Genomic DNA, 14395 nt, shown 5'->3' with positions numbered 1-14395 from the left:
CCCCGCCGATGAGGCCGAGTAGGAGTGTCAGGCGGAACAAGCGTCGCATCGTCGCTACCTCCGGTGGCGGGAATCTACGCCCTGCCTGCGCCCGCGGTCAACCGGACCGCGCGGTCGTTCAGCCGGCGGCCCGCCGCAGCTATGATTCACCGCCAGAGGAGGTGCGCATTATGCCGAAGATCGACGTCCTGATGGAGGGTTATGGACTGGGGACAGACCAGGGGATCATTGGTTTCTGCGCGGTCGTGCTGATCGAGGGCGAGAAGCGGGTGCTGTTCGACTCCGCACACGTGGGCCGGCGCTCGTTGCTGCTGGCGCGCCTCCGTGAACGCGGGCTGACCCCGCGTGACATCGATGCGCAGGTGCTGAGCCACTCGCACTGGGACCACGTCCAGAATGTCGACCTCTTCGACCACGCGGCGCTGCTCTTGCACCCGAACGAGCGCCGCTACGCCTCTCGTCCGCACGAAAACGACTGGGCGACGCCGAAGTGGACGGGCGCCGTGATCGAGAGCCTCCCGCTGGTCGAGGTCGGCGAAGGCTACGAGGTGATGCCTGGCTGCCGCGTGGTCGAACTGATCGGCCACTCGGCGGGCAGCATCGGCCTGGAGGTGGAGACGGACGACGGCAAATGCCTGGTCGTCGGCGACGCGCTGCCGAACGCCAGGGCGGCCCTGACCGGCAACATCTCCTTCATCTTCTGGAACGAAGCCCAGGCCATCGCCTCGGCGAAGCGAATCAGCGCTTCTGGTGCGGCGATCTATCCCGGCCACGACCGCCCCTTCCGCCTGAAGGACGGCGAAGTGCAGTACCTGACGGAGTACCGCCTCCAGGTCAACGGCGTCGGGCCGGAGACGCCCGGGGCGACGTTCGTCGCCGTGCCGCCGCCGGCGCCGTCGTGGGTGATGCCCGGGATCGAGACGCAGAGGCTCGACTAAGGCAGGCCGGGCCGGGACGGCCTCCCGAAGTCGCACGGAGGGCTTCGTTTCCGCCGCCGGCGCCCTAGGTCCCTCGCCAGCTGTGCTCGCACTCGCGGCGGACAGGAGACGGCGGTGCGGACACTGGACTGTCACTGTGCGAGGCGGGAAGATCCAGCCACGTCGCCGAGCCTCGAGACCAGGAGGTGGTCATGTCCGAGTACCGCAGCATCCTCTATGAAGTGAAGGACCACGTGGCAGTGGTCTCCCTGAACCGGCCGCAGTACCGCAACGCCCAGAGCCGGACGCTCCTGGAGGAGATGGACGACGCCTTCGCGAAGGCGGCGGAGGACCGCGACGTCAGGGTCATAATCCTGCGCGGTGAAGGCCAGCACTTCTCCGCCGGCCACGACCTTGGCACGCCGGAGCAGGTGGCGGACCGCGAGGCGCGGCCCGACGAGCCAGGCGTGCGCGGCCGGTACAAGCGCGGCTACGACCTCTACGTAGATATGTCCCTGCGCTGGCGCGACCTCCCCAAGCCGACGATCGCCGCCGTACAGGGCTACTGCATTTTCGGCGGCTGGATGATCGCCTCGGCCATGGACCTCATCTTTGCAGCGGACGACGCGATGTTCCTGGCGGCGGCCTTCCAGTACTTCACTCCGCCGTGGGACCTGGGTGCGCGCAAGACGAAGGAGATCCTGTTCGAAAGCCGCTTCATCACCGCCCAGGAGGCGAAGGAGTACGGCCTGGTGAACCGGGTCTACCCGCGCGACGAGCTTGACCGCCGGACGATGGCCTACGCGAGGCGCGTCGCCGAGAACGACCCGTTCCTAGTGCGGATGGCGAAGGCCGCGGTTAACCAGACTCAGGACATCCAGGGCTTCCCGGCGGCGATCCGCGACGCTTACGCCCTCTACGTCATCCGGGCCCTGGGCGAGAGCGACCCCGGGGCGGTGGCGATCGAGCGGGAGGAAGGACGGCGTCGCAGGCCGATGGTGCAGCGGGCTATCGACAACATGCGCGAGGACGCGGACTAGCGCGGACTCCAGGGCCGGGGCCGGCAGGGTCAACTCCATCGCGACGGGTCCCGTAATCCAGTCGTGTCGCCTGCCAGGCGCAGGCGGTCCTACTCCGGCGTCCCGCGGAGGCGGCGTTCCCAGGCTTCCCAGACCTCGCGCTCGCGGCCGAGGGGTCGCGGCGTGTAATAGCGGCGGCCCTTGAGGCGGTCCGGGAGGTACGCCTGCCCCGGCGCGATACCTGTCGCGTAGTCGTGGGCATACTGGTAGCCGCGGCCGTAGCCGAGGCCGCGCATCAACCCTGTGACGGCGTTGCGCAGGTGCAGGGGCACCGGGTCGTTGCGCGTCGCCTCGACGTCCTCTTTCGCCTTCAGGTACGCGGTCATGGCGCTGTTGCTCTTCGGCGCCAGCGCCAGGTAGAGCGCGCACTCGGCCATCGGCAGAAAGCCCTCCGGCATGCCAACGAAGTGCACGGCCTGCTGGCAGGCCACGGCCATCGACAGCGCCTGCGGGTCCGCCAGCCCCACGTCCTCCGCGGCCAGGATTACCATGCGGCGCACGATGAACAGCGGGTCCTCGCCCGCCTCGATCATTCGGGCCAGCCAGTAGAGCGAGGCGTCCGGGTCAGAGCCGCGCAGGCTCTTGATGAAGGCGGAGATCGTGTCATAGTGGGCGTCGCCCTGGCGGTCGTAGAGGTAGGTGCGGTGCTGCAGCGCCTCCTCGACGACCTCGCGCGTGATTACGCGCCGCCCAGCCTCGTCCGGCGTGACGGACATCGCGGCAGCCTCCAGGGCGTTGAGGGCGATGCGGGCGTCGCCGCCCACGGACGCCGCCAGGGCCGAGATCGCCTCATCGTCCATCGCAGGGTTGAGCGCGGCGATACCCCGCTCGCCATCGCTCAGGGCGCGGCGGATCAGGGTCGCCACCTGCTCTTCGGTAAGGGCGTTCAGGGTGAACACACGCGAGCGCGAGAGCAGTGGGCCGATGACCTCGAAGCTCGGGTTCTCGGTCGTCGCGCCGATGAGCGTGATCGTGCCGTCCTCTACGAAGGGCAGGACGGCGTCCTGCTGGGCCTTGTTGAAGCGGTGGATCTCGTCGATGAAGAGGATGGTCTTGCGGGGCCGGCGCTCGCGGGCCTCAGCGATCACGCGCCTCAGGTCGCCGACCCCGGCCGAGACGGCGGAGACGGCCGAGAAGTGGGCGTTCGACATGGCCGCGATGATGCGCGCCAGCGTCGTTTTGCCGGTCCCGGGCGGGCCCCAGAAGACCATCGACGGCAGCTGGCCCGCCTCGATCAGCCGTCGAAGGATGCGCCCCGGGCCGACTAGGTGGTCCTGCCCGACGTACTCGTCGAGGGTACGCGGCCGCATGCGCGCCGCGAGCGGCGCGGAGGGGTCGAACTCGTCGGGTGACGGCTGCTCGGGCTGGTTCAGGAGCCGCGGCTGGCGCGGGCGAGGCATAGCGCCATTGTACGCAGGGCGCGGCGGTCCTGGCCCGCTAACCCCGGCCTACTCCTCCTCCGTCTCGTCTCCCGGCTCCATCTCGAACTCGATCTCGAACTTGACCTTACGCTTGCGCAGGCTCAGGAACGCGACCGTCGCCGCGAGGAGAAACGCGAGCAAGAGGAGCTTATTCATGTGCCTCCAACCCTTGTGAACTGCTCATCAATCGCGTCCATTGTAAGGGTCTCCTGCGGCACGGTCTGATCGCCGTAAACTTCAAGGGTGGACCCGGTCCTGCATTACGCGCGCACCAGCGACGGAGTCGGCATCGCCTATACGGTGCATGGCAGCGGCCCACCCATCGTGTTCACCACCGCCGCCGCCTTCGGGAACGTAGTCGGCGAGTGGCGCATACCGGAGGTGCGGCGCTGGTATGAGAAGCTGGCCCGGCGCTTCACCATCGTCCGCTACGACGGCCGCGAGACGGGGTCGTCGGACCGAAACGCCGCGGACCTGTCGCTGGAGGCACACGCCCTGGACCTCGAGGCAGTGGTCGACAAGCTACGGCTCGACAGTTTCTTCATCTTCGGCTTCTACCACACATCCCTTGCGGCCATCGTCTACGCCGCCCGCCACGCGGAGCGCGTGCGCAAGATGGTCCTCTGGCACGGCTACGCGAGGGCCGTGGACCACGCCACGCCACAGGTCGTCGCCGTCCGTTCTCTGCGGGACGCGAGCTGGGAGGTGTACACGGAAACGCTGGCCCGGACCTCCTTCGGCTGGGACAACGCAGAGTCATCGAGTCTCTGGGCGCGGATGGTGCGCGATTCGGTGACGGCGGCGGGCGTGGCCCGCTGGCTCGAGGGCCAGTCTCAGTTCGACGTCAGCGCGTACCTGCCCCTCGTGAAGTGCCCGACGCTGCTGCTCTATCGCAAAGACGCGCGCCGCTTCGCATCTGACCTCGGCATAGCCCTGGCCTCTCAGATCGGCGGGGCGCAACTACAGCTCTTGCCTGGCGACGCGCTCATGTACACCGCCGGTGACGCCGACGGCGTGATGCGGATCATCGAGGAGTTCTTCTCGGACGAGGGCGAGCGTTACACGGCGCCTCGGGCCCTGCCCGGCAGCATCGTCACGATCCTGTTCACGGACCTCGAAAACCACACCGAGCTAATGCACCGGCTCGGTGACGAGCGCGGGCGTTCCGTGCTGCGCGAGCACGAGACGATAGTGCGCGAGGCCTTGCGGCGCCACGGCGGCACCGAAGTTAAGACCCTCGGCGACGGCTTCATGGCCTCCTTCGGCTCCGCCTCCCGGGCGCTCGACTGCGCGATCGAGATGCAGCAGACATTCGCGGCCCGCAATCAGAGGACGCCCGAGCCGCTGCACGTCCGCATCGGCGTGAACGCGGGCGAGCCGATCGCGGAAGACGACGACCTCTTTGGCTCGGCCGTGATCCTGGCCGCGCGCACGGCCAGCAAGGCCAAGGGCGGCGAGATCGTGGTGACGGACGTCGTGCGCCAGCTGGCGGCGGGCAAGGGCTTCTTGTTCTCGGACCTGGGCGAGACGGAAATGCGCGGCTTCGAGGACCCGGTCCGTCTCTACGAACTGCGCTGGTCATAGCCGGCGCGCATTCCCTGCGAGGTGATCGGATGGACGAAAAGCGTCATAGCGGCCGAGTCGCCATAGTCACGGGAGGCGGCTCCGGGATCGGGCGGGCGACGGTGCTGCGCCTGACAGGCGAAGGCGCGATTGTCTTCGCCTGCGACGTGGACGAGGCCGGCCTCAAGGAGACGGCTGAGGCTGCGGCAGAGGCCGGCCGCCAGGTCACGGCCCTCGCGGCCGACATCACCCACCAGGCGGACGTCGACCGCGTCGTCGAAGCCGCTCTCGCGGCGCACGGCCGCGTCGACGTGCTGGCGAACGTGGCCGGCATCATGGACTGGTTCTTGCCGGCGCACGAGGTGGATGACGAGACCTGGGAGCGGGTGATGGCGGTGAATGTCACCGGCCCGATGATGCTCTGCCGCAAGGTGCTGCCCTCGATGATGGAGCGCAAGTCAGGCGCGATCGTGAACATCGCCTCGGTCGGCGGTCTGGGCGGGGGCGCAGCGGGCGTGGCCTACACGGTCTCGAAGCACGGGATCATCGGCCTCACGCGCTCCATAGCCTGGGTGTACCGCGGCGAGGGGATTCGCTGCAACGCCATCTGCCCCGGTGGCGTGGCCACGAATATCGGGCGCACGGCCACACCCCGCAGCCAGTGGGGGCTCGAGAGGCTCGCGCCCTATCACGCCCTCGCCGGCGGCATGGCCCAGCCTGACGAGATCGCGACGCTGCTCTCCTGGCTCGCCTCGGACGAGGCCTCGAACGTGAACGGCGCCATCATTACCGCCGACCGCGGCTGGACCGCCGCCTGAGGCGCCTGCCTCCCCGCGAGCCGGCGCCAACTTAACCTAACGGTAACCGAATTGGCGGGGGCGCGTGCTAAGATCGGGCGGACATCCCGGAGGTGCCCTTTTGACTGAGCTCGAACCCGCCCCGGAGGCGGACGTTCACGACGCCGAGTGGCATCCGCACCACAACGGCGAGCTCCCGGACTCTCACACCCTCTCCGCCCTGGAACTCGCCCACAAGGCCGTCGCCAAGTTCCCTGACCTCGCCAAGCGCTACCAGAAGCACATTGGCGCCGCCGCCGTGCTCTCGTCCGCCGTCGTCGTGCTGGCGAGCATCGCCATCTCCCGCCGCCTGCACAAGGGTGAGTCGCCGGAGCGCATCCTCGCCGAGATCACGCGCGAGGAGATCGAAGGCGCTCACCAGAAGACGGAGAACCCCCGCCGCCGGCGCGGGATCACGCGCTTCCTCCGCTAATCACGCCGACTCATGCGTCACCGCCGCCTCCGCCGGCGGTGATAAGGTGAGCTCGTCACACTCGTGCTATTGCCCCACGCTCCGGCGAGGTAGAAGATCCGCGTCAGGCGCGGCTCCGGCCGCGAACGCAACAACGTGGAGGTGGACTGAGTGGTAGTTAGCGTTGCGTCCGACAGCTTCGAGGTGCCATGGGAGGACCCGGCCGATGCGGCCCGGACCTGGCTCTTCGACCCAATGCACTTCCCGCTGCCGATGCTGCCCCTGGGCGGCGAGTTCCTGGACCGGATGTACGTCACCTACATGGGCGCTAACACGATCTTTGTCAACGGTTACGCCTTCAGCACCATGCCGACGCCCAGGCCCCCGACGCCGGAGATCATCCAGCGGGGCGCCGCGGATGTCTGGACGAAGGACTACCTGCCGCAGATCAGGGACTTCTGCCGCAGGATCCGCTCGGCCGACTACGAGTCTCTGGCGCTGCCCCAACTCGGCGCCGAGTTCGAGCGCATCATGAGCGAGGCCATCCACACCTTTGGTTTCACGATGAAGGTGATCAGCGGCTTCATGGGCCCGACCTTCGGCCTCGTGCACATGCTTCAGCAGGCGCTTGGCCCCGAAGGCCCGCAGCTTGCGGCCACGCTGCTGCAGGGCTTCGAGAACGGCAGCGCTGCGGCCGGCGCCGGCCTTTCCGGGCTGGCAGAGGAGGCCGCCCGTTACCCTGCCGTCGCCGAGGCGCTGCGCAGCGGGCGCTACGACGGGCTGGAGACGCTCGAAGGCGGGCCTCAGTTCATGAGCCGCCTCCGGGAATACCTGGACGAGTTTGGCTGGCGCGCCGAGAGCTGGGGCGAGCCGGAGCGTCCGACGTGGGCCGAAGAACCGCGGACGCCCCTGATGCTCGTAGGGCGCTACCTTTCCGACCCCGAACGCACGCCAGCGGCAGCGATCGCCCGCGCCGTCGCCCAGAGAGAGGCGGCGACGAAAGAGCTGGAGTCGAAGTTGCAGGGTGAGGCCCTGTCGCAGTTCCGCCAGGCGCTCGAAGCGGCGCAGATGCACGTGCCGATGAGCGAGGGGAGGGCCCTCTGGCAGCTCATAATCATCGGCTCGCTGCGCGTGCCTGCGCTGGCGCTGGGCCGGAAGCTGGTCGAAGCCGGCGCCCTTTCGGAGCCGGGGGACGTCTTCTACTTCACCAGCGATGAGCTGCGACGCGCCGCGGACGCCCCTGGGCCGGATGTGCTCGCGACGGCGAAGTCGCGCCGGGCGGACTACCAGCGCTGGCGGTCGATGACGCCGCCGCCGTTCGTCGGCGCTCCGCCGGACATGAGCGCCGCCCCGCCCGAGGTCCAGGCGCTGGCCCACCTCTTCTTCGGGGCCGGGATGCCTGAGTTCAGCGGGCGCGAGATCAAAGGCCAGGCCGCGAGCCGCGGCGTCGTGCGGGGCAGGGCGCGGATCATCAGAACGCTGGCGGAAGGCGAATTCCTGCAGCCGGGCGAGGTCATGGTCTGCAAGACCACGGCGCCGCCCTGGACGCCGCTCTTTGCCATCGCGGCCGCCGTGGTCACCGACACGGGCGGCGTGCTTTCCCACTCGGCGATCTGCGCCCGGGAGTACGCCATCCCCTGCGTGGTCGCGACGCAGATCGGGACGCACGTGATCCCCGACGGCGCCACGGTCACCGTGGACGGCACGAAGGGCATCGTGACCATCGAAGGGTAGCGGCACACGGGCCTGACCGCGTGTACGCTTTCGTGGTCTCGATAGAGGTCGCGGCGCCGGCGGCCCGCGTCTGGCGCGCCTTGAGCGACCCCCGTGAGGTAGTGGAGTGGGAGAGCGGCGTCTCGGAAGCCCTCGAGACGCCGCCCGACTACCCCCGCCCGGGCCAGCACGCGCGCTGGCGCACGCGGTCAGGCGTCTTCCAGGTACTGCACGACCGTCCGGTTGAGGTGGAGCCTGAGCGCAAGCTGCGTTCGCTCCTCTCGCTGGGGCCCCTGCGCTACGACGAGACCTACACGATCGAGCCGGCCCCGGGAGGCTGCCGCCTCACGGCTGCGCTGCGCGTCTGGACGGCGCTGCCGGTAGTCGGCCACGTCATCGACCGCTTCTACCTTGGCCCGAAGACGCGGGCGGAGTTCGAGGCGGCGCTGCGGTCGATCAAGCGCCGCTGCGAGTCCTGAGGGCCCGCGGATGCGCTATCCTGCCGGGGTGGTGGGATCTGCCTCCGACCTCGACGTCTACCTGGAGGGCCCGGCCGGGCCAGCGCCCTGCGGGATGTGCGGCGCCTTCTCCGCCGCAAATCAGCGCGTCGTCGTGTCGCGCCCGGAGCAGCGCGAATCGCCCGTGGCGGAAACGGCGGCCTGCGGCGTCTGCCTCGAGCATTACGGCGGCGACGGCATCGCCTCGCGCCTGTGGCCCGACATCTGCGACTGGGTGCCGTCGAAGGTGCTGGACGAGTGTCACTGCGAGACGTGCACCGGCCAGATCGAGTTCCGCTTCAATGCCGGCACGGACTTCTATGAGTAGGCCGTCCTCGCCGCCACATCGGCCCCGACGAACTGGCCGGCCAGGACGGTCCTGAGACCGTCCTGAATCCGCGGCCGATTCCCCGTCTTATCGCGCAAGGAGGCGAGCGGCTTCCTTGGCGTGGTAGGTGATGATGATATCGGCGCCCGCGCGCTTGATGGCGGTCAGGACCTCCAGCATCGCGCGCTCGCCGTCGATCCAGCCGTTCCTGGCCGCTGCCTTGAGCATCGAGTACTCGCCGGAGACGTTGTAGGCGGCCAGCGGGTGGTCAAAGCGAGCGCGGGCCCTGGAGAGGACATCGAGGTACGCGAGGGCCGGCTTCACCATCACGATGTCCGCGCCTTCTGCGATCTCGGACTCTATCTCTCGCAGCGCCTCGCGGGCGTTCGGCGGGTCCATCTGGTAACCGCGGCGGTCGCCGAACTGGGGCGCGCTGTCCGCCGCGACGCGGAACGGACCATAGAAAGAGGAGGCGTATTTCGCCGCGTAGGCCATGATCGGCGTCCCGCCGAAGCCGGACTCCTCCAGGGCGGCGCGGATCGCTGCCGTGTGGCCGTCCATCATGTCGCTCGGCGCGACGATGTCGGCGCCTGCCTCGGCCTGGGAGACCGCGGTGCGGGCAAGTAGCTCCAGCGTGGCGTCGTTCTCGACCTCACCCGCCGGCGTGAGGATGCCGCAGTGGCCGTGGTCGGTGTACTCGCAGAGGCAGACGTCGGTGATCACGCACAGGGCCGGGTCCGCATCCTTCAGCGTCCTCACGGCCTCCTGCACGATGCCGTCACGGGCGTACGCTTCGGACCCGGCGGCGTCCTTCGATGCCGGGAGGCCGAAGAGGAGGACGGCGCCGATGCCGAGGGAGCGCAGTTCCCGGGCTTCCGCGGCGAGCATGTCGGGGGACACCTGGAATTGCTCCGGCATCGCCGAGATCTCGTCGCGGACGCCGCGGCCGTGGGTCACGAAGAGGGGGTACACGAAGTCGCGGGCGTCCGGCCGCGTCTCGGCGACCAGGGAGCGGAGCGCCTCCGTCCGCCTCAGACGGCGGAAGCGGGCGAACTGAGTTGAGAGCCGGGTGGTCGTGGTCATGGGACAACCTCAGAGAAGCACAGGCAGATCATCCCCTTCGCCAGCCAATCATAGCGCCCCCCACTCCCGCTCGAGCAGGTCCAGCAGCCCGTCCGGGTATAACGGCGTCTCTCCGGAGCGGAAGGCTTCGAGCGCTACCCACCGGACCGGGAAGGCCGCCTTGCCCTCCTGAGCCATGATCTCGTCCTGCCCGTAGTGTCGCGAGTCCGGGAGCGTGCCCTCGAAGCACCACACCAGCTCGTGGCCCGGGTGGCCACGATACACGAAGATGTTTTCGAACGTCGCCAGCAGTCGCAGGTCGGCCACTTCAGCGCCGATCTCCTCTCGAATCTCGCGCCGGGCGGCATCCTCCGCCCGTTCCCCGAAGTCGATCTCGCCTCCCAGGGGCCTGTAGAAGCGCTGGCCCTTCACGTGGTCGTAGCCTGGCGCCACCAGGATGCGGCCATCGGGGCGGCGGAAGACGACGATGGCGATAGGCCTGATACGTGGCGGCGGAAAGGCCTCTTCCCCGGCCGCCATCAGGGACCCGCCCGGCGGTAGTGCTCGCACAGCGCCTCGACCAGCGCCGCGATGCTCTGCTCCGCCGGCTCCACGCTGACCTCGAAGCCCAACTCGCGCGCCGTCGCGGCCGTCACCGGCCCGATGCAGGCGACCGTCGCCGTCCTGAGCTGCTGGAGGTCCGGCCCCAGCATTGCCGCAAGGTTGCGCACGGACGAAGACGAGGCAAAGGTGACTGCATCGACCCTACCGCTTCGTATTATGTCGAGTGCTGCCCTGTGGGGCACTCCTGGCACCCGGGCCTCGTACAGGAGCACCTCGTCGACGGTCGCACCCTGGGCACGCAGGCCCTCCGCGAGTACGTCTCGCGCGTCCGCCGCTCGCGGATAGAGGAAGCGCGCGCCCTGCAGAGACTGCATGGCTGGCACGCCGCTGCGCTTCGCCCACTCGACCAGGGCCTCGAGCAGTCCTTCGGAAGTCGACTCCGTCGCCACGAGGTCCGGGACGATGGAATGGGAGCGGAGGGCCTCCGCCGTGGCGCGGCCGATGGCGGCCACGAGACACTTGAAGACGCGCGCGTCCCAGCCGACTCCGACCACCGCCCGCCAGAATTGCTCCACTCCGTTGGCGCTGGTGAAGAGGCACCAGGTGTAATCACCCAGGCCGAGGGCCCGGGCCGCGGCCCAGGCTTCGTTGTCGTCGAGCGGTACCAGCTCGATCGTGGGGAGCTCGACCGCCCGCGCCCCCTGGGCCCTGAGCAGACGTGATAGCGCGCTGGACTGCTCGCGCGTGCGGGTCACGAGCACGGTCTTGCCGAACAGGGGCAGCGATTCGAACCAGGACAGGCTCTCGCGCAGGCGGCCGACCTCCCCGATGACGGTGAGCAACGGCGTGCCGAGGCCTGCCGCGCGGACGCGGGAGGCGATCTCGCGCAAGGGCGCCGCGACGGAGCGCTGGTCCGCCGTCGTCCCCCACTGCACGCTGATCGCGGGCGTCTCGGGGTCGCGCCCGGCGGCGATCAAGCGCGATGCGGTCGAGGCCAGCGCTGAGCCACCCATGAGCACGACCAGCGTGTCGACCGCCGTCGCCAGCCGCTCCCAATCGACGCTCTCCTCCTGCTTGGAGTCGTCCTCATGGCCGGTGACGACAGCGAAGGAGGAGGCCAGGCCGCGGTGCGTCACCGGCACGCCCGCGTATGCCGGCACGGCGACGGCGGAAGTCACTCCGGGCACCACTTCGAAGGCTACGCCAGCGGCGGCAAGCGCCAGTCCTTCCTCGCCTCCGCGCCCGAAGACAAAGGGGTCGCCGCCCTTCAAGCGGACGACGCGCTTTCCTTCGCGCGCCTTCTGCACCAGAAGGTCGTTGATCTGCTCCTGGGTGAGGGTGTGGCCGGCGGGACTCTTGCCGGCGAAGACCAGTTCCGCCCCCTGGCGGACATGCTCGAGTATCTCGGGGTTGACAAGCCGGTCGTATATCACCACGTCTGCGTTCGCGAGCCGGTCGCGCCCGGCGAGCGTCAGGAGACCCGGGTCGCCCGGCCCGGCGCCTACGAGCGAGACGAAGCCCCTGCTCATCGGGCCGCGCTCACTCCCGCTTCGGCCATGAGGCGCGCGGCGAGGCCGGCGCCCAGGGCCTCAGCTTCTGCTTCCGGCCCCGTCACCTCGGCGCGCAGGAGGCGGCCGTCCTCGGTGCCGAGGACGCCCTGCAGGCGCAGCACGCCGCCACGCGCCTCGCCCAGGGCCCCGACGGGCAGGCGGCAGCCGGCGCCAAGGGCGCGGAGATAGGCGCGCTCGGCGGTGATCGCCATCCTGGTCGGGGCGTGCTCGATCCTCTGGAGCAGCGCGATCGTCCCGGCGTCGGCGGCGCGGCATTCGACCGCGAGCACGGCCTGACCCACGGCGGGCAGCACGATGTCGACCTCGAAGACCTCGGCCGCCCTCTCGAGCAGGCCGAGACGCTCGAGTCCAGCGGCGGCGAGCACGACGGCGTCGTACTCGCCGGACTCCGCCTTGCGGACGCGGGTGTCGACATTGCCCCGGATGCTTTCGAGGCGCAGGTCCGGGCGCACGGCCAGCACCTGCACCGAACGCCGGCGGCTGTCCGTGCCGACGCGCGCGCCGGCAGGAAGCTGCCTGAGCGTGAGGCCGCCACGGCTCACCAGCGCGTCGCGGACGTCGCCGCGCTCGAGTACGGCGCCGATGGTCAGGCCTTCGGGCGTAATCGCGGGCATGTCCTTCAGACTGTGGACTGCCGCGTTGATTTCCCCCTGGAGCAGCGCCTGCTCGATGTCCTTGACGAACACGCCCTGCCCCCCGACCTCCTCCAGCGACACGTCGAGACGGCGGTCGCCCTCCGTCTTGATGACGATGACCTCGATCTGGATGTCCGGAGCGGCAGCGCGCAGGGCCTCCGCCACGATCGCAGTCTGGCGCAGCGCCAGTTGACTGCCACGCGTCCCGATTCTCATCACCCTCATGGACTCTCGATGATAGCGCAGACTGCGCAAAGACCTGTGCCGGCACTCCTCGGCGAGCGGAGGACCTCCGGGCCCGGCGCCAGCTTGGCGGGCGGCCCTCCGGGAAAGCAGGAGAGGGAGGGCTTGTCTGCCCTCCCTCTCCGTAGGTGCTGACGCGCGCGGTTAGCCCGCGGCAGGTGCCCTGGCCGGGCGCCCCGGAATGTCGATGTCCGGGGCTGGCGGCGCCGGGTTCGGGATGTCGCGGATCAGGTGCGTCGGAACGAGCGCCGCGAGCTCATCGATCGTCCACATCCCCTGCTTGTTGATCTGGCGGATCGGCGTCTCCTCTGAGTTCAGGGAGATGGTGCCGCCGGAGACGCTGAACACTTTGCCGTTCACGTTCCAGGCTGCATCGGTGCAGAGCCAGACCACCATGGGCGCCACGTATTCGGGGTCGCGCAGGACAGGCACCTCGGGGCGCCGGATCTCGGCCTGGGGCGCCACCACGGGCGCGGCGCCGCCGATGCCCGCGCGGGCGCGAGCCTGGCGCGCAGTGTCGGGCACGGTGGCCGTCATGCGCGTGGAGGCGCCGGGGGCGATGGCATTGCAGGTCACGCCGTAGCGGCCGAGGTCGCGGGCGACCACGCGCGTGAAGCCGGCGATGCCCGCCTTGGCGGCGCCGTAGTTCGCCTGGCCGGAGGAGCCGTTGAGGCCGGACCCGGAAGAGAAGTTGATGATCCGGCCGAAGCGCTGCTGCCGCATGAGGATCGAGGCCGGCTTAGTCGTGTTGAAGTGCCCCTTGAGATGCACGTCAATGACGGCGTCCCATTCCTCTTCGGTCATGTTGTAGATCATGCGGTCGCGCAAGATGCCGGCGACGTTGATCAGGATGTCGATGCGGCCGAAGTTGTCGAGCGCAGTCTTGATGATGTTCTCGCCGCCCTGGGCTGTCGCGACGGTGTCGAAGTTGGGGACGGCGATGCCGCCCTTTGCCTTGATCTCGGCCACAACCTGCTCGGCCGGCCCGTTGTCGTGACCGGTGCCGTCGACGTTGACGCCGGGGTCGTTGACGACGACGTTGGCGCCTTCTTCCGCCAGCAGCAAGGCTATGCCGCGGCCTATGCCCCTCCCGGAGCCTGTTACTACAGCCGTCCTGCCCTTGAGTCTTTCACCCATTTCTCTCTACCTTCCTTCGCCTTAGGCCTGCGCGGCGGCCTGAGCCGGCCGGCCGGGGATCTCGAGGTCGGGCGCCGGCGGCGCCGGGTTGGGGATGCCGGCCATGAGGACGCGCGGCACCATCTGGTCGAGCTCGTCGAGGGTCCACATACCCGGCTTGTAGATCGTGCGCATGGCCAGCGGGTGGTTCAGGATCGAGACCTGGCCGCCGGAGACGCCAAACATCTGGCCGTTGATATTCCAGGCGTAGTCGGTGGCCAGGAAGCACACCATCGGTGCGACCATCTCCGGGGCGTTCAGGGGCATGCCCTGGCCGCCGCCTCCGCCGCCGCCCTGCGGACGTGGCGGAGCAGCAGGCGCCCCGCCGCCGGCCGCGGCCGCTGCGCCAGCCGGGGCCGCTCCTGCAGCGCCAGCGAT

The 14395-nt window shown here is 69.4% G+C and carries 16 protein-coding genes; 8 read left to right on the top strand and 8 right to left on the bottom strand.

Annotated elements, in window-relative coordinates; all coding sequences use genetic code 11:
* The first annotated feature begins 170 nt into the window (after nucleotides 1–170).
* Together VNN10_12425 and VNN10_12420 are read left to right on the top strand one after the other, a co-directional pair.
* The gene (locus VNN10_12425) at nucleotides 171–938 is read left to right on the top strand and encodes an MBL fold metallo-hydrolase (protein HXH22823.1); all 768 of its coding nucleotides are present in this window, start codon (nucleotides 171–173) and stop codon (nucleotides 936–938) included.
* Nucleotides 939–1129: 191 nt separating this feature from the next.
* Nucleotides 1130–1957, top strand: coding sequence for an enoyl-CoA hydratase (locus tag VNN10_12420; protein HXH22822.1), 828 nt, complete (start codon nucleotides 1130–1132; stop codon nucleotides 1955–1957).
* A gap of 89 nt (nucleotides 1958–2046) precedes the next feature.
* Here the strand turns inward: VNN10_12420 and VNN10_12415 are convergent, their stop codons facing one another.
* Nucleotides 2047–3306 (bottom strand): replication-associated recombination protein A, encoded by a 1260-nt coding sequence (locus VNN10_12415; GenBank protein HXH22821.1) that lies wholly within the window; start codon nucleotides 3304–3306, stop codon nucleotides 2047–2049.
* Between the two features lie 138 nt (nucleotides 3307–3444).
* Nucleotides 3445–3573 carry a hypothetical protein gene (locus VNN10_12410; GenBank protein HXH22820.1) on the bottom strand — a complete coding sequence of 43 codons (129 nt, stop codon included), beginning with the start codon at nucleotides 3571–3573 and terminating at the stop codon, nucleotides 3445–3447.
* Between the two features lie 87 nt (nucleotides 3574–3660).
* On the opposite strand from VNN10_12410, the gene VNN10_12405 reads away from it, so the two are divergent.
* The 6 genes from VNN10_12405 (at nucleotide 3661) to VNN10_12380 (ending at nucleotide 8766) form a co-directional block, all read left to right on the top strand.
* Nucleotides 3661–5001 carry an adenylate/guanylate cyclase domain-containing protein gene (locus tag VNN10_12405; protein HXH22819.1) on the top strand — a complete coding sequence of 447 codons (1341 nt, stop codon included), beginning with the start codon at nucleotides 3661–3663 and terminating at the stop codon, nucleotides 4999–5001.
* A 29-nt stretch (nucleotides 5002–5030) separates the two neighbouring features.
* Nucleotides 5031–5798 (top strand): SDR family NAD(P)-dependent oxidoreductase, encoded by a 768-nt coding sequence (locus tag VNN10_12400; protein ID HXH22818.1) that lies wholly within the window; start codon nucleotides 5031–5033, stop codon nucleotides 5796–5798.
* A 100-nt stretch (nucleotides 5799–5898) separates the two neighbouring features.
* Nucleotides 5899–6249 (top strand): hypothetical protein, encoded by a 351-nt coding sequence (locus VNN10_12395; GenBank protein ID HXH22817.1) that lies wholly within the window; start codon nucleotides 5899–5901, stop codon nucleotides 6247–6249.
* Between the two features lie 150 nt (nucleotides 6250–6399).
* Complete coding sequence (locus VNN10_12390) at nucleotides 6400–7962, top strand: PEP-utilizing enzyme (protein ID HXH22816.1); 1563 nt, start codon at nucleotides 6400–6402, stop codon at nucleotides 7960–7962.
* Between the two features lie 32 nt (nucleotides 7963–7994).
* On the top strand, nucleotides 7995–8420 hold the full coding sequence (locus VNN10_12385) for an SRPBCC family protein (GenBank protein ID HXH22815.1): 426 nt from the start codon (nucleotides 7995–7997) through the stop codon (nucleotides 8418–8420).
* A 28-nt stretch (nucleotides 8421–8448) separates the two neighbouring features.
* A complete protein-coding gene (locus VNN10_12380) occupies nucleotides 8449–8766 on the top strand; it encodes a hypothetical protein (GenBank protein ID HXH22814.1) in 318 nt (105 codons plus the stop codon).
* A gap of 87 nt (nucleotides 8767–8853) precedes the next feature.
* Here VNN10_12380 and hemB read toward each other — a convergent pair whose 3' ends face one another.
* The 6 genes from hemB to VNN10_12350 form a co-directional block, all read right to left on the bottom strand.
* Entirely contained in the window at nucleotides 8854–9849 is a 996-nt protein-coding gene (gene hemB / locus VNN10_12375; protein ID HXH22813.1) for a porphobilinogen synthase, read from the bottom strand.
* A 48-nt stretch (nucleotides 9850–9897) separates the two neighbouring features.
* On the bottom strand, nucleotides 9898–10368 hold the full coding sequence (locus VNN10_12370; protein HXH22812.1) for an NUDIX domain-containing protein: 471 nt from the start codon (nucleotides 10366–10368) through the stop codon (nucleotides 9898–9900).
* Nucleotides 10368–11921 (bottom strand): uroporphyrinogen-III C-methyltransferase, encoded by a 1554-nt coding sequence (cobA, locus tag VNN10_12365; protein HXH22811.1) that lies wholly within the window; start codon nucleotides 11919–11921, stop codon nucleotides 10368–10370. The genes VNN10_12370 and cobA overlap by 1 nt, the downstream gene beginning before the upstream one ends.
* Nucleotides 11918–12823, bottom strand: a complete 906-nt coding sequence (gene hemC / locus VNN10_12360) for a hydroxymethylbilane synthase (protein HXH22810.1) — start codon at nucleotides 12821–12823, stop codon at nucleotides 11918–11920. Before hemC ends, cobA begins: the two co-directional genes overlap by 4 nt.
* 162 nt (nucleotides 12824–12985) lie before the next feature.
* Nucleotides 12986–13978 carry an SDR family NAD(P)-dependent oxidoreductase gene (locus tag VNN10_12355; protein HXH22809.1) on the bottom strand — a complete coding sequence of 331 codons (993 nt, stop codon included), beginning with the start codon at nucleotides 13976–13978 and terminating at the stop codon, nucleotides 12986–12988.
* A gap of 21 nt (nucleotides 13979–13999) precedes the next feature.
* The gene (locus tag VNN10_12350) at nucleotides 14000–14284 is read right to left on the bottom strand and encodes a hypothetical protein (protein ID HXH22808.1); all 285 of its coding nucleotides are present in this window, start codon (nucleotides 14282–14284) and stop codon (nucleotides 14000–14002) included.
* Between the last annotated feature and the right edge of the window lie 111 nt (nucleotides 14285–14395).

The organism is Dehalococcoidia bacterium, from assembly GCA_035574915.1.
Classification (GTDB): Bacteria; Chloroflexota; Dehalococcoidia; order DSTF01; family WHTK01; genus DATLYJ01.
The sequence above is the reverse complement of the archived record's forward strand: the minus strand, read 5'-3'. Positions and strand labels throughout refer to the sequence as shown.

Bases quoted from the DNA above. Each gene is read 5' to 3' on its own strand.
- VNN10_12355 (HXH22809.1), bottom strand. From the start codon at position 13,978: ATGGGTGAAAGACTCAAGGGCAGGACGGCTGTAGTAACAGGCTCCGGG.
- VNN10_12415 (HXH22821.1), bottom strand. From the start codon at position 3,306: ATGCGGCCGCGTACCCTCGACGAGTACGTCGGGCAGGACCACCTAGTC.
- VNN10_12350 (HXH22808.1), bottom strand. From the start codon at position 14,284: ATGCCCCTGAACGCCCCGGAGATGGTCGCACCGATGGTGTGCTTCCTG.
- VNN10_12420 (HXH22822.1), top strand. From the start codon at position 1,130: ATGTCCGAGTACCGCAGCATCCTCTATGAAGTGAAGGACCACGTGGCA.
- cobA (HXH22811.1), bottom strand. From the start codon at position 11,921: ATGAGCAGGGGCTTCGTCTCGCTCGTAGGCGCCGGGCCGGGCGACCCG.
- VNN10_12370 (HXH22812.1), bottom strand. From the start codon at position 10,368: ATGGCGGCCGGGGAAGAGGCCTTTCCGCCGCCACGTATCAGGCCTATC.
- VNN10_12425 (HXH22823.1), top strand. From the start codon at position 171: ATGCCGAAGATCGACGTCCTGATGGAGGGTTATGGACTGGGGACAGAC.
- hemB (HXH22813.1), bottom strand. From the start codon at position 9,849: ATGACCACGACCACCCGGCTCTCAACTCAGTTCGCCCGCTTCCGCCGT.
- hemC (HXH22810.1), bottom strand. From the start codon at position 12,823: ATGAGGGTGATGAGAATCGGGACGCGTGGCAGTCAACTGGCGCTGCGC.
- VNN10_12410 (HXH22820.1), bottom strand. From the start codon at position 3,573: ATGAATAAGCTCCTCTTGCTCGCGTTTCTCCTCGCGGCGACGGTCGCG.
- VNN10_12400 (HXH22818.1), top strand. From the start codon at position 5,031: ATGGACGAAAAGCGTCATAGCGGCCGAGTCGCCATAGTCACGGGAGGC.